The sequence below is a fragment of the Longilinea arvoryzae genome (genome assembly GCF_001050235.1).
GTDB lineage: Bacteria > Chloroflexota > Anaerolineae > Anaerolineales > Anaerolineaceae > Longilinea > Longilinea arvoryzae.
Genome location: NZ_DF967972.1, coordinates 2,877,752 through 2,892,216, shown reverse-complemented (window position 1 = coordinate 2,892,216; position 14,465 = coordinate 2,877,752). Strand labels below are relative to the sequence as shown.

11 protein-coding genes and 1 tRNA gene are annotated in these 14,465 nt (G+C 54.9%); all 12 read right to left on the bottom strand.

Translation table 11 applies throughout. From position 1 onward, the window contains the following. Nucleotides 1-208: 208 nt before the first annotated feature. Entirely contained in the window at nucleotides 209-1,162 is a 954-nt protein-coding gene (locus tag LARV_RS12825) for a type I phosphomannose isomerase catalytic subunit (RefSeq protein ID WP_075074008.1), read from the bottom strand. 124 nt (nucleotides 1,163-1,286) lie between these two features. After that, nucleotides 1,287-2,690 (bottom strand): dihydropyrimidinase, encoded by a 1,404-nt coding sequence (gene hydA / locus LARV_RS12820; protein WP_075074007.1) that lies wholly within the window; start codon nucleotides 2,688-2,690, stop codon nucleotides 1,287-1,289. A 277-nt stretch (nucleotides 2,691-2,967) separates the two neighbouring features. Next, nucleotides 2,968-3,040: transfer RNA gene (locus tag LARV_RS12815), tRNA-Asp, on the bottom strand. 77 nt (nucleotides 3,041-3,117) lie between these two features. Further along, nucleotides 3,118-3,636 (bottom strand): TlpA family protein disulfide reductase, encoded by a 519-nt coding sequence (locus tag LARV_RS12810; RefSeq protein ID WP_236709974.1) that lies wholly within the window; start codon nucleotides 3,634-3,636, stop codon nucleotides 3,118-3,120. A gap of 73 nt (nucleotides 3,637-3,709) precedes the next feature. Continuing rightward, nucleotides 3,710-4,420 carry an ABC transporter ATP-binding protein gene (locus tag LARV_RS12805; protein WP_075074005.1) on the bottom strand — a complete coding sequence of 237 codons (711 nt, stop codon included), beginning with the start codon at nucleotides 4,418-4,420 and terminating at the stop codon, nucleotides 3,710-3,712. Beyond that, nucleotides 4,413-5,183 carry an ABC transporter ATP-binding protein gene (locus LARV_RS12800; protein ID WP_075074004.1) on the bottom strand — a complete coding sequence of 257 codons (771 nt, stop codon included), beginning with the start codon at nucleotides 5,181-5,183 and terminating at the stop codon, nucleotides 4,413-4,415. The genes LARV_RS12805 and LARV_RS12800 overlap by 8 nt, the downstream gene beginning before the upstream one ends. Continuing rightward, nucleotides 5,180-6,277, bottom strand: a complete 1,098-nt coding sequence (locus LARV_RS12795; protein ID WP_075074003.1) for a branched-chain amino acid ABC transporter permease — start codon at nucleotides 6,275-6,277, stop codon at nucleotides 5,180-5,182. The genes LARV_RS12800 and LARV_RS12795 overlap by 4 nt, the downstream gene beginning before the upstream one ends. A 3-nt stretch (nucleotides 6,278-6,280) precedes the next feature. After that, entirely contained in the window at nucleotides 6,281-7,174 is an 894-nt protein-coding gene (locus LARV_RS12790; protein WP_075074002.1) for a branched-chain amino acid ABC transporter permease, read from the bottom strand. Between the two features lie 107 nt (nucleotides 7,175-7,281). After that, nucleotides 7,282-8,448 (bottom strand): ABC transporter substrate-binding protein, encoded by a 1,167-nt coding sequence (locus LARV_RS12785; protein WP_075074001.1) that lies wholly within the window; start codon nucleotides 8,446-8,448, stop codon nucleotides 7,282-7,284. A gap of 339 nt (nucleotides 8,449-8,787) precedes the next feature. Beyond that, nucleotides 8,788-9,243, bottom strand: a complete 456-nt coding sequence (gene ndk / locus LARV_RS12780; protein ID WP_075074000.1) for a nucleoside-diphosphate kinase — start codon at nucleotides 9,241-9,243, stop codon at nucleotides 8,788-8,790. Nucleotides 9,244-9,258: 15 nt separating this feature from the next. Continuing rightward, on the bottom strand, nucleotides 9,259-12,864 hold the full coding sequence (locus tag LARV_RS12775; RefSeq protein WP_075073999.1) for a tetratricopeptide repeat protein: 3,606 nt from the start codon (nucleotides 12,862-12,864) through the stop codon (nucleotides 9,259-9,261). A gap of 137 nt (nucleotides 12,865-13,001) precedes the next feature. Continuing rightward, complete coding sequence (locus tag LARV_RS12770) at nucleotides 13,002-14,204, bottom strand: sigma-70 family RNA polymerase sigma factor (RefSeq protein WP_083522544.1); 1,203 nt, start codon at nucleotides 14,202-14,204, stop codon at nucleotides 13,002-13,004. Nucleotides 14,205-14,465: the final 261 nt, after the last annotated feature.

Sequence of the window (14,465 nt, the reverse complement as noted above, 5' to 3'; positions counted from 1 at the left end):
CGGAACCTTCACGAGAGGGATTCGGTTACGCGGATGCTTATGGTTCAACTGCTGTGCTAATAAGTAAATCATAATGTCAGGTTTTAACCTTTTTTGAGATGCTTGTCAATACATCTGATGATACAGAATAGTTGCAATCTGTGACAAGTGATCAATGAACCCGGGAAGAGGATCACTTGATTTTTATCGTTTTCCTCGAGAGAGCCGGCTAATAACCATCGGCACTTGATTTTAACAGGACGCATGATCCCCGGGGCTGGATGGTATACGCGCCACATCGGGCCGGGATCAGAACCGTGTCGAAGCGGCTCAACCGGGCCGTTTCATCCCCGGCCTGAATATCCGCCTGGCCTTCGATAACGGTCAGGGCGTGGAAGGATTGCTGCCGGGTGTTCATCGAAATAGACTGCAAATCACTGCGAATATATTCCAGGCTGAAGTAAGGGCAGGCAACCAGGGTTTTCTTCGCATCGGGTGGGGCAATGGTCAACGGGACCGGGGTGCTGGTGGCTTGCGGATCGATCACCGCCAGGGACTTATCGATGTGCAATTTTCGGGTCTGGGTCTGCGGACGATCCCAATCATAGACGCGATAAGTCAAATCCGAGGTCTGCTGGACCTCGTAGAGCATCACGCCGGGTCCCAGCGCGTGAATCGTCCCGGGGGCGATGAATATGCTATCCCCTTTGTGTACGGTATGGTACTGCACCCAATTCAGGATGGCGCCGTTGCGAACGGCATCCGCCAATTCGCTGGGGGATGTATCCGGGCGCAGACCGGAGATCAGTTGAGCGCCTTCATTTGCTTCCAGAACATGCCAGGCTTCCGTTTTGCCGAAAAAATCCGGCCCTTCGAGCGCCTTTGCCTGTTGATCGTTGGGGTGAACCTGCAACGACAGCCATTGTTCGGCATCCAGGATCTTGATCAACAGGGGAAACCGGGCTCCGGTGTGCTGCATGGGTAGTTTGCCCAACAGCGTCTCGCCGAATTCGAGTGCGGCTTCAGCAAGAGTATGGCCTGCCAGCGATCCGTTTTTAATTTTATCGCCTTCGTAGACGATCCAGGCCTCAGCCGTAGGGGCAATGCCTGGTCGCAGGCGGTTGCCTCCCCAGACATAATCCCGATATTCAGGCACAAGTTGTATGATTTGGTTCAGCTTCAAGAAATCTTACTCCCTGTCAGGGTCGATGAGATGTATTCGCGGCCTAAGTATACATGGATTAAGATTAATTGAAGTTAAAAATAGAATCTTACGGCACTCACAATGACGAATTGCCGAATGGAAATCAGGGATTCCCACAGATGAATTTACCCGCCGGAGGGGCGCCCGTCCATTCTCCATCGCTTACCAAAAACCGGCCGCGTAAAAGAGTCGATTTTACCCTGCCGCTCAATTCAAAGCCTTCATAGGGCGTGTAATCCACATTTTCGTGCAAAGCGGATTGTGTTGCCATTCCCCTCCAATCCGGGTCGAAAATGACTAAATCGGCGTCGAAACCGGGTTGGATATCACCTTTATGAGGATAAAGACCGAATAAACGCGCCGGAGTCGTACAGCAGCGATTTATCCAATCGGTAAGCGATAGATAACCGTTTTTTACGCCATAGGTATACAGCAGCGTCATGCGAAGTTCGATGCCAGGCAGGCCGGAGGGAATATTCAGGAACGATTCTTTTCCGAGCTGCTTCTGACCGATAAAATTGAATGCGCAGTGGTCGGTCCCGACCGTTTGCAAGTCGCCGGCCTGCAAGGCAGACCAGAGAGCAGCCTGGTCGTCCGGGGTACGCAGCGGCGGGCAGCAGACGAATTTGGCGCCTTCGAATTGCCCGGTCATGATCCTGGACTCATCCAATAAGAGATACTGTGGGCAGGTTTCTCCCCAGGCGGGCTGGCCCTTTTTCCGGGCGTTGGTGATGGCTTCAGCGCCTGAGCGGGTCGAGACATGCACGATGTAGACCGGCGCGTTGGCGTAATCGGCCAGGGTCAGAACGCGCTGGATGGCCTCCTTTTCGGCGATTTCCGGCCGGCTGAGCGGAAAATCCGCCACCGACTGTTGCCCTTCAGCCAGCAGCCTGGCGACGGCATCCTGAATGATCGCGTCCGATTCGGCATGGACGATTGTGAGGCCGCCAGCCGCAGCGACGCAACGCAGAACCGCCAACAATTCCTCATCGGCGAGATGGAAGCCCGTGTAAGTTGTGTAAACCTTGAAGGAGGGCATGCCCGCTTCAAGGACTTCCGGAACCTGGCGTAGCGTTTCCGGGGCGCTAGAACATAGCGTCATGTGAAAAGCATAATCGATCGCTGACTGGCCTTGAGCCAGAGCGCGGCGCTCTTCGAAGGCCTGCATCAGCGGTTGGCCCGGGTAGTTGGGTTCGACGAAGTCGACAACGGTGGTGGTGCCGCCCAGGGCCGCTGCCCGGGTGGCGCCCGCCCAGGTGTCGCAGGTAGTCATCATCGCGGTTGGCATCTGGATGTGGACATGCGGGTCCACGCCACCGGGCAGGACCAGCATATGCTCGGCGGATCGTTCTTCCCGCCCATTCAGCGCCGGGGCGATCTGTGCTATCTTCCCATCCTGAATACCAATATCCGCGCGTGAAATTCCTATGCTGGATACGATGGTTCCATCTTTTACGACAAGATCATATACCATGCGACTTCCTCGATTTTGGGTTTGCTCTCGCATCTAGTGCCACATTCTTTATAGCATTTTCCAGGAAAAATTATCCCTGATTCAGGCGTGATTATACTGCAATACTTCGTATAGTCAGGATATTCTCTGTTTTGAAGAGGATGGCTCGATCGATTTCGGGATAAAAACGACCCTCACCGGAGTGAAGGTCTCGTTCGAGCGGGAGTAAAGGGTTCGGATGAAATCCCCCTTGTGGGGATAAAATCCCCCTTGCGGGGACCCCGATCTCGAGATAAAAATGACCCTCACCGGAGTGAAGGTCTCGTTCGAGCGGGAGCGACGGGATTCGGACCCGCGATCTCGGCCTTGACAGGGCCGCATGTTAGCCGCTACACCACGCCCCCGAACGACCAATAGTTTATCATATGCATTGGGCGGCGTCAAGGAATTCGAATGATTTTTAAGGGGAAAAATAGACAGTTTATTTCCCCTTTTCAAACAGCGGAGTAATGACATCATCCAGGTCTTCCTGAGCCAGCGGCCCGATCCAGCGTTTTACAAGTTTCCCCTGAGCGTCGATCACCAGACTGGCCGGCAGACCGTTCATGTTCAAGTCGATGAGCACATTACCGGGGGGATCCGACCACACCGGGAATGTATAGCCGTTCTGGGCAATGAAAGCCTGGGCGTCTTCGACATCGTCGCTGACGTTTACCGCTACAAGCGTGAAATCCTCTGCTTTATGGGCGTCATAATAAGCCTGAAGAAGCGGCATTTCTTCCTTGCAGGGAGAACACCAGGTCGCCCAGAAATTCACCAGCACGACTTTTCCGTGCAGCGAACTCAAGGTTACACTCGCACCGGATAGATCCTTGACGGTGAAATCGATCTCGGGGCGATCGTCCTGTGCTTGCGCGTTGGCGGATGCGAAATCCAGGCCCGTTTTGACCATGACGGCCAGCCAGATCAATATTCCAAGCGTTGCCAGGGTTATCAGCAACCTGATGAGCTGCCGTCTGGGCCTGAGTTTGGGACTCTTTTCTTTGAAGGGTTGTTCGACCATTCGCTGCCGGTTAATGAACACCCAGATACGATTTACGGACCTGGTCGTCTTTGGAGAGAACCTCGGCCTCACCTTCCAGTACGATCTTGCCGGTTTCGAGGATGTACGCGTAGTCGGCAATGGACATGGCTGCCCGGGCATTCTGCTCGATCAACAGGATGGTTTGACCCTTGTTCTGGTTGATCTCTTTGAGCTTCTTAAGAACACCCTGTGAGAGCACCGGCGCCAACCCGAGCGAGGGTTCATCGATCATCAAGAGCTTGGGTTGAGACATGAGCGCGCGACCGAGCGCCAGCATCTGTTGCTCTCCGCCGGATAGCGTGCCCGCGGGTTGGTTGATGCGTTCTTCCAACCGGGGAAAAACTGCGAAGATTTCCTCGGTCGAGCGCCGAATTTCAGTTTTGTCGTTGCGGGTATATGCGCCCAATATCAGGTTTTCGCGGACGGTCAGGTTTACGAAGACTCGCCGGCCTTCCGGCACCAGGGCGATACCCCGGCGCAAAACCTCAAAGGATTTCAAACCCAGCAGGTTCTGCCCATCGAAGGTAATGCTGCCTTCATTGGCTTTTACCAGACCGGCAATTGTTCGCAGGGTAGAACTTTTACCCGCGCCGTTGGCGCCCAACAGGGTCACGATTTTCCCATCCGGCACCCTCAGTGAAATCCCATGCAAGGCGTGAATACCACCGTAGTAAACATGAAGGTTTTTGATCTCAAGCATTTTCGGTGACTCCCAAATACGCCTCGATGACGCGTGGATTATTCTGGATGAGTTCCGGGGCGCCTTCTGCAATCTGCTCGCCGTGATCGATGACGATGATGCGTGGGCAAATTCCCATGACCACTCGCATTTGGTGTTCGATCAGGAAAATTGTGAGGTCGAATGTCTTGAGGATATGCAGGATGAATTCCATCAATTCTTCGGCTTCCTGGGGGTTCATCCCGGCCGCCGGTTCATCCAACAGCAGCAATTTGGGATGGGTGGCCAGGGCGCGGGCAATCTCGAGCTTGCGCTGCTGGCCGTAGGGTAACGCCGTGGCCTGTTTATCGGCCAGATGCGAGAGATTGACCGATTCGAGCAGCTCGTAGGCTTCTGTATGCATCTTCCGGTCCTCCGCCATGTATCCCGGCAATTGCAGGATGGCGGAGATGGGATCGGATTTCAAACGCAGGTGATGACCGACCATGACATTTTCGAGAACGTTCAGCCCCTTGAACAGGCGAATATTCTGGAATGTCCGCGAGATGCCCAAATTGGCAATCTCATTGGGTTTCTTCCCTGAGATATCCCGGTCATCGAAGAAGACTTTGCCATTTGTGGGCGCATAGACCCCGGTGATGATGTTGAAGATGGTCGTCTTGCCGGAACCATTCGGGCCAATCAACGCGCAGAGTTCGCCAGGTTGCAGCTCAGCCGAAAATTTGTTGACCGCGGTCAGGCCGCCAAAACGTTTGACGACGGAGTTGAGGGAAAGAATGCTCATGATTTTTTCTCCTGTTCCGTCCCGTTTTTGGGTAGGGTTGCCTGACTGGCCTTGAGTTTTCGGGTTTTCCCACTCAGGAAGTCGATCAGCCAGTCCCAACTGAATTCATTCTGACCGAAAAGACCTTTCCGGTAGAAGAGGATGACAAACAACAGCAGCAATGAAAAAATGACCATGCGCATACCGGGAATGCCCGGAATGACCAGAGCCCCGATATTGAACTGGGATTCGATTGGGCGCAGGAGTTCGAGAAAGATGGTGTACAGGCAGGCGGCCACTGCGCTGCCGGTCAGACTGCCCATCCCACCCATCACCGTAATCCCGACGATCTGGTAGGTGAGGGTGAACAGGAAGACTTTCGGATCGATGGTGCTGATCAGGTTTGCGAACAAAGCGCCGGCGACCCCGATGAAGAAGGCTGAAACGGCGAAAGCCATGATCTTATGTTTGAAGAGATCGACGCCCAACGCTTCGGCCGCCACTTCGTCATCCCGGATGGCTTTCATGGCGCGCCCGTAACTGCTGTCGATCAGACGTTTAATGACAAATATGGCGACAATGGCAGCGCCCCAACTCCAGTATAAATTCGTATAGTCGGGAATACCTTTCAACCCCATGGCGCCGTTGGTCAACGGTTGCAGGTTGACCAGGAATATCCGGATGATCTCGCTGAAACCCAGGGTGGCGATGGCCAGGTAGTCGCCGCGCAGGCGCAGGGCCGGCCAGGCAATCAGGCTGCCGATCAACGCCGCCAGAAAGCCGGCGATGATCAACGTCGGCAGATAAGGCACCTGCAAATTCGCCAGGAAGGGCACGATCGGTTGCAAAAAGAAATTGGCCTGTTTCTGAACCGGTGAGAGGGTGAGTAATGCCCCCACGTAAGCGCCGATGGCTGCAAAACCGGCATGTCCCAATGAGAATTGACCGGTATAGCCAAAGATGAGATTGAAGGTCACCGCGAAAATGGTGTATACGGCGCACAAATTGAGGATTCTCAACAGGTAAGTGTTCAAGAAGTTTTGTGCAATTGCCAGCAGTCCGTAAAAAACGACGATGGCTGCAAGGGTAAGGAGGGTGTTTCGCTTGATTTTCATGGCTTACACCTTTTCCGCCTGTACTTCTCCCATGATGCCGTTGGGCCGGAACAGGAGAAGCAGGATGAGAATGGCAAAAGCAAAGGCATCCCGGTACCCCGATAGATTGGGGAGAAATGCTACGATCAAAATCTCGGAAATACCGAGCACAAAACCGCCGATCATGGCGCCGGGGATATTTCCGATGCCGCCCAGGACTGCGGCGATGAAGGCTTTCAAGCCTGGCATCACACCCATCAACGGATTGATTTGGGGAAATTTGATGGCCCAGAGGATGCCGCCGGCTGCCGCCAGAGCCGAGCCAAGAGCGAAGGTATACATGATGATGCGATCGGTGTTCACGCCAACCAGACCGGTCGTTTCGATATCCTTGGAAAGCGCCCGCATGGCCATGCCAGCCTTGGTCTTATTCACCAGATAGAGCAGGACGGCAAAAAGAACCCCGGCTGTGATGACGATGAAGGGCGTGTAGCTGATGATGCTTGTTTTTCCGACGCTCAAATTGACGTCCATGAAACCTGGGCGGGTGAAGGCGAAAGGCCGGCCGCCGAAGATAACGATACCGAGATTTTCGATAAGGAACGAAACCGCGACCGCAGCCGTGAAAAGGTTGATGCGCGGATATTCTCGCAGTGGTTTATAGGCAACCCGTTCGATGACCACACCAATACCGGCTGTGATGAGGATTGCCAGGGGAAAAGCAATATACCAGGGAAGAACTAACAGCGCTGCCCCATAGAACGCAGCATACGCCCCCAGCATGACGACATCGCCGTGGGCGAAATTGATCAACCGCAGGATCCCATAAACCATGGTATAGCCGATGGCGATCAGGGCGTACAGGCTGCCCAAAGAGATGCCATTGGCCAGGTGTTGTAGGAACAATTCAAAGGTCATAGGGTTTGCTCCACAATAACAGCGGACCTTGCGAACTCAACCTCATGAAACAGTACAGGAAATTAGGGGGCACTCGAATCTGAGTGCCCCCCTGAAATACCAGTAGTTTATGGCTTGACGGTGGACAGATACTTGAAAGCGCCGTTTTCGACGGTCAGGATGACTGCATCCTTGACCGCATCACCGGTCTCATTGATCGAAATGGTGCCCGTCACACCCGGGTAATCCTTGGTGGAGGCGATGGCATCGCGAATGGCAGTGGGATCGAATGAACCCGCCCTTTCGATGGCGCTGTAAACCAGCATGTAGGCGTCATAACCAAGCGCTGCGAAGGCGCTGGGGTTCTCGTTGTATTTCTTCTTGAATTCATCGACGAAAGGCTTGGAAGCCGGGCTGAGGTCCGCATCCGGATGGTAGTGCGTGCTGATCAGAACGCCGTTGGCGGCATCGCCGGCGATGGAGAGCAATTCAGGCGCTTCCCAGGCATCCGAGCCCATGATCGGGCCGGTGAAGCCCAGTTCGCGGGCCTGCTTGACCAACAAAGCGGCATCCCCAAAATATCCGGGAGCATAGATCGTGTCCGGTTTTGCAGCCAAAACAGCGCCGAGTTGGGCGGTGAAATCCTGATCGCCGCTCTGGTATGATGCTTCAGCCACAATACCATCCTCGCTGCCCGTAAGTTCCTTCCAGGATTGCTTGAAGAAGGAAGCCAGGCCGACCGAATAGTCCTGGGCGACATCCTGAATGATGGCGACTTTGGTGGCTTTGAGGGTTTCGACAGCATATTTGGCCATTACGCCGCCCTGGAACGGATCGATGAAACAGGCGCGGAAATAGAATTTCTTGCCAGCGGTGACCAGCGGGTTGGTCGGCGAGCAGCCCATTACCGGGATGCCAGCTTTTTCGGATACTTCACCGCCGGCCATCGAATTGGAACTGCCGTAACTGCCGATGACGGCAATGGCTTTTTCCTGTTCGATCAGGCGGGTCATGGCAGTGGCCGATTCGGCTTTGTCGCTGCGATTATCCACCAAAACCAGGCGAATCGGGGTACCCAGGACTTCCTTATGGGTTTCGTAGGCCAGGTTGACGCCCTGCATGGTCAGTTGACCGCCAGCCGCCTGGGCGCCGGTCATGGGTTCGTATACACCAATGACAACTTCTTTGGGTTTCTCCGTGGCAGCCGGCGCGCCAGTCTGTGATTGGCAGGCGGATACCAGAAGTGCAAAGACTGTTAACACCATCATCAAGCGAAATAAATTTCTCTTCTGCATTTGGGATTCCTCCATGGAATATTAATCTAGCAGTTTGGGTCGAAGACTGTTTTTGGCAAGAATCGGGGAATATCAACCTCCTTTCGTCAAGGCACTTGACAGAACGGTTGAAGTTCCTCTTGAGCTTGTTACCCAAAACCAAGAGGACGAGCAGAAGCGGTGATGTTAAGTTGATGGTGAATGGAGAAAAGGGGACGAACCGTATCAATTTCCGTAATCATTCTACGGTTTGAGAAGAACGCGTCAAGTTACAAAGATCATGCATGCGTTATGATGGAAGGGAAGAAGGTTAACCTTGCTCCACGGTACAATCACCGTGGAGCAAGGGGGGTATCGCGGTTAATTCGAACCCATAATCCAATCGTCTGTGGCGCGGTCCCATGAAACCAGTTCAGATGGTTTGAACCAGAGTCCGATTTCTGCAACGGCGGTCTCAGGGCCGTCGGATGCATGCGTCAGATTGCGGCCCACTTCGAGCGCAAAATCGTGGCGCACGGTTCCGGGTGCAGCCTCGGTGGGGCGGGTGGCGCCCATGGTTTGCCGCACGGCCTGAATGGCGTTGGGACCCTCCCAGACCATCGCCATTACCGGAGCCGAGGTGATATACCGGACCAGGCCTTCATAGAAGGGCTTGCCTTTATGCACCGCGTAATGGGTTTCAGCCAGTTCACGACTGACCTGCATGAATTTCGCGCCGACCAATTTCAACCCCCGGCGTTCGAGTCGTAAAATTACTTCACCCGCCAGACCACGTTGAACGCCGTCTGGTTTTACCATTACAAAAGTCCGTTCCAAAATCTCCTCCAAAAATTATCTGAGTAATTCTTCTGCCTTGGTATAAGCGTCCAGGGCATCCTGCAGACGGCTGGAATGCGCATATACATCACCGATCGTCTGCCACAGGTCAATATCCACCGGGTGCTGGTAAACCGCTTCCTTGAGGTCCTGTAGGGTCTCCTCCAGCGCCTGGTTGTTTTGGATGAGAGTCAGGTAGTCTACGACGGCTTCCTGTGTCTTTCCTCGCTTTAAGGCTGATCTGGCGCGACTGAGCACGGTCTGGACGTCGATCGCGACTTCCTGAGCGGGTTCAGGCGTGGGAACGTGCGCGGCGACGGGCGCCACTGGCACCGGGTGGGTGATTTCAGCCGCGGATTCTTCGGCGGGTTGTGTTGTCTCTTGCTCCGGGAGACTGGTTTCGGGCAATTCCCGCATCCACGCGTTTTCAGCATCGGCCTTTACAGAGGAGTTTTCATCCTTATCGAGGGGTTGTTGGAAGGCGAGATCGATGGCGGCATTCGTTTCTTCCGAGCTGATCTCCAGGTCCTTCAGCCAATCCGGCATGTCTTCCGAAGCGGATTGTTCTTCGGCTTCCGGGACCGGGGCCTTTTCCGGAATCAATTCGGGTTCTTCGACGGCCTCAGGGGCAGGTTGAGATTCGGCAGCTTGCTCGGTGACCCACTCCGGCGGCGTCTCGACGCGATCTTCCGGCTTGAGCAACAGGGTTTCTTCGTCCGCGCCCTGTTTTGCGGCCAACGATTCCAACCAGGCAAACGCATCATCTGCGCCGGCAGTTGGAATTTCTGCGCTGGCGGACGGCGTTTCGAGGGGACTCTCAGCAACCGGGGCGGCCGCTTCATCAACCGGGGGTTCGTTCGTTGTTAACCAATCCGGAAGACCCGATGCAGGTGCTTCTTCTGCCTTGGATTCTTCTGCGGTTTCGGTGGATTCTTTTAGCCAGGCAGGCACGCTCTCCTGGGGAGCCGCGCCGGTCTCGACTTCTTCATCTTTGGATGCCAACCAATCCGGCAGCTCCGGGGTAGCCGGTTCAGGTTCGGCCGGCAGGGTGGGTGGTACTTCTTCGGGCGCGGTGGGAGGAACCGCCGATTCGGGTTGAGGTTCCGACATTTGCTGCTTTACCCAATCGGGGGGTGTCTCCAGGCGCTCTTCGGGTTTTACCAGCAGGGTCTCTTCATCGGCGCCCTGTTTGGCAGCCAGAGATTCCAACCAGGCAAAAGCAGAATCGGAATCCAACCCGGACATTTCGGGTAGTGAGGTTTCCGCCGCGGGCTGCTCTTGCGGTTCGGTCTTTTCGACCGGTTGAGGTTGTTCGGTTTCCGGGGAAATGGCCGGGTTTTCACTCTCGAGAGCTTCTTCATCACTCTCCGGCGCGGCTTTCAACCAATCCGGAATTTCTTCGCTCCCGCCCGTTTCAGCGACTGGAAGCGAGGTTTCCGGCGTTTCGACCGCCGGTGTTTCGACGGGCTCCGGCGCGGCCTGATCGGCCGGCGATAGATTGCCGAAATCGGGCGTCTCGGCGGTGGAATCACTCTCCAATTCCTTCAACCAATCCGGAACTTCATTTTCAAGTTCTTCGGCGCCAGTTTCGGTAGCCTCGGCAGCCGGGCGATCGACGGGTTGTGACGTTGCCGGGACCGGCGGTTCCGATTGGCTGGCCTGTTGTAGCCAGTCGGGTGGAGTTTCTGTGCGGTCTTCGGGTTTGGTGAGGAGGGTTTCTTCCGCGGCGCCCTGACGGGTTGCCAGAGCCTCGAGCCAGGCAAAAGCGTCATCCGGGTTTTCTGAAGCAGGCGCACTGGCCGGCTGGGACGGAATCTCAGGCACCGGTTGTTCTTCGGACGCAATGGGCTGCAATTCCGGATTTTCGGACGCGGCCGGGGTGAATGGTGTTTCGTCTTGAGGAGTTTCCGTCTGGACAGGCGCTTCTTCGGATTTCAGCCAATCCGGCATCTCGGCGCCCTCTTGTTCGGCAGATTGGCCAGCTTCAGCGGATGAAGCAATTGTTTTCAACCAGTCCGGGGTCTCATCCTCAACCGGTTCGGAAGCAGGGGTTTCGGAGGATTTCATCCAATCCGGCATTTCATCTTTGGCTGCTTCGGAAGCAGGTATGCCAGAAGATTTCATCCAATCCGGCATTTCATCATTGGCTGCTTCGGAAGCAGGTGTTCCCATGGACTTCATCCAGTCCGGGGTTTCGTCGCCGGCCGGTTCGATTGACGGCGCTTCGGGAGCGGTATTTTCGGATTTCATCCAGTCCGGGGTTTCGGCGGCAGCCGGTTCGAAGGACGGCGCCTCGGGAACGGCGTTTTCGGGTTTCATCCAGTTCGGCAGGTCGGAACCGCCGGCTATATCTTGAGCGAACTCGCCGGTCCGGGATTGATCTTCCCCGAGCGGGTTGTTTTGCGGGAGGAGGTTGGCCAACAGGTCCAGTCGTGCCTGATCTTCAGGCTGCGCGCTTTCATCTGAGGATTCTTGAGGCGCCATGGCTTGCAGCCAATCCGGAATATTGCCGCTGGCGATACCTTCGCCCGCCGAATCGTCCTCCAGGAATGCGCTTTCCGATGGAGGCGTTTCTGGGCCGGTCGATTTTCCCCAGCCGGCCGCTTTCATCCATTCGGGGATTTCTTCGCCGCCGGCCTCCGGCGTTTGCGATGCCTGTTGAGCGGACTGGCTCTGTTCGGCATTGGACTGGGCGATATTTGGGTGCGCGCTCTCATCCGCGATCGGCATTTCACCGCTTAACGCTTCAGGCGCGGAAGCCATCCATTCCGGCAGGGATTCCTGCTGTTCTTCCCATTCAATTCCAACGGTACGAGCCCATTCCGGCTTCTGGGCTGTGGTTTCGGAAGCCTCCCATTCCAGGCGGTCCAATGTGACCACATTATCCGGAACATCAGCCAGTGTGGGTGTATTTTTGGATAGGTAAGCCATGTAGGGTTCCATGGCATCCACGCGTTGCTGGTAAATCTTGGCATCCTCGGCGCGGGCGGTCTCGGGGAGGATTTCCGCTAAAATCCGGTTGGCCTCGAAGCAAAATGGGAGTTTTGTAATCAGGCGGCTGCAGACTTCGGTGGCTTCCACTTTCATGGCGGAGAAGAAGTACATCTGCGCCAGAATGACTTCGATATCAATTCGCTTGGGATCTTCAGCCAGCGCGGCCCGGATTTCTCCAATGGCCTGTTGGTACAACTCGCCACGTGCATACATGCGGACCAATGCGCCGCGAGTCAACCGAACTTTGGGGGGCTCAATGCCATCTCGCCGGCCATATAGGCGCCGTAATTCGCCCTGCACCGCTGTATTGGCGGGTTGGACTTCGAAGGCGCGTTCCATATGCCAGATGGCGGCATCCAGGTTGCCTTCATCCTCCCGAATGATGCTCATACCGATTTGTGAGACAAAATCATCCGGAATGCAGGATAATACTCTCTGCAGAACGTCCGATGCTTCACTGTAATGCTGGCCTTCGAGATAAGCTTTTCCCAACAACCGATAGGTATCAATATGCTTCGGGAAGAACCTGAGAATATGTTTGCAATGGCCAACCGCTTCATCGATTTGTCCGCGGTTGATCAGATTCTCGATCTCCCGATTGTATGCACGCAGTGGAATTTTCGCCATGGCTAGCCTCCCGTAAATAGTATGCATCAACTTATTTGATTTAGCAAGCCTAACGGATCGGTTGTAAGAATTGTAAAGCGTGATCAAAAAAACGCTGCATTCGGGTAAATGCAGCGTTTTTCGATGTCAGAAGTGGGTTATTCGCCCAAATAATCGCGTAATTTGCGGCGAATGGAGGGGTGGCGCAGCCGGCTCAAGGCCTGGGCTTCGATCTGGCGGACCCGCTCACGGGTGACGCCCATCTTACGACCGACCTCTTCCAATGTATAAGCTTGCCCATCCAGAAGACCGTAGCGAAGCTGCAAAATGCGCACTTCACGCGGCGGCAGGCTGTTGAGCACCTCTTCGAGATGTTCGCGCAGGAGATTGTAGGTGGCCGATTCATCCGGCGGCGCGGTATCCACATCCTCGATGAAGTCACCGAGAACTGAGTCCTCCTCGTCATCGGTTGGCGTTTCCAGTGACAGCGGCCGGCGAGCCACCTGGATCATGTTTTCCACCTTTTTGGGCGGCACTTCCAGGGCAGACGCCAATTCGTCGACGGAGGGTTCGCGGCCCAGGCGTTGGGTCAGCTGGTGTTGGACGCGCAGCAATTTGTTGATCTGGTCGCCCATATGCACCGGAACGCGGATGGTGCGGCCCTGATCGGCAATGGCGCGCGTCACCGCCTGGCGAATCCACCATGTGGCATACGTGCTGAATTTGTGCCCGCGCCGATAATCGAATTTCTTCGTAGCGCGGATCAGGCCAATATTGCCTTCCTGAATCAGATCCAGGAACGGCACCCCGCGGCCCATGTACTTCTTGGCGACGCTGATGACCAGACGGGAATTGGCGGTGATGAGATGCTCGCGGGCGGTCCAACCATCTTCGATCAGACGGCGCAGTTCGGTGCGACGGCGAACGTTTACGTTCGCGCGCGCCAATTCTTCACGGGCCATACGACCGCGTTCGATGCGCTGGGCCAGTTCCACTTCCTCCTCGGCGGTCAGCAGGGGAACCCGGCTGACCTCTTTGAGGTAGAGGCCGATGGTGTCGTCCGTGTCGATATTCTCGAGGTCGTCGATTTGAATCTGGCGTTCCGTTTCTTCGCCGCCCACCAATTCATCTTCACTGGGTTCTTCCAGGGTCGGCTCGTCTTCCACGTAAGGTACGCCAGCACTCATTAAAGCAGCAAAGGCCTCTTCCAATTGCTCGATGTCCTGTTCGGCATCTGGGAAGAAGTGCAGAATGTCGTCGATGGTCACAAAGGTCTTTTGACGGCCTAATTCGACCAGACGGGCAATTGCTGGGAATTCTTCATCCTCTTCATCAACCACATTAATCAAAGGATCATCCATAGATCTAAAAGCAACCTCTCTGCAGCATCACAGATACCTGTGTTTATCTTTACATGTTTGATCAATTCAGAATACACAGTTTAGGGTTAAAATTCAATACCTACGACACGCGTCAGGGGGATGATCGGAATCCCGTCGTAAAAATCCTGGCCGGTTCAGTATTTAGTTTTGACTGTATCCTTCCAAACAATAAGAGGTCATTAAATTACATCTATTCAATGTAATCAGTACTTGGCCTGTAATAGATTCTAGGCTGAAAAA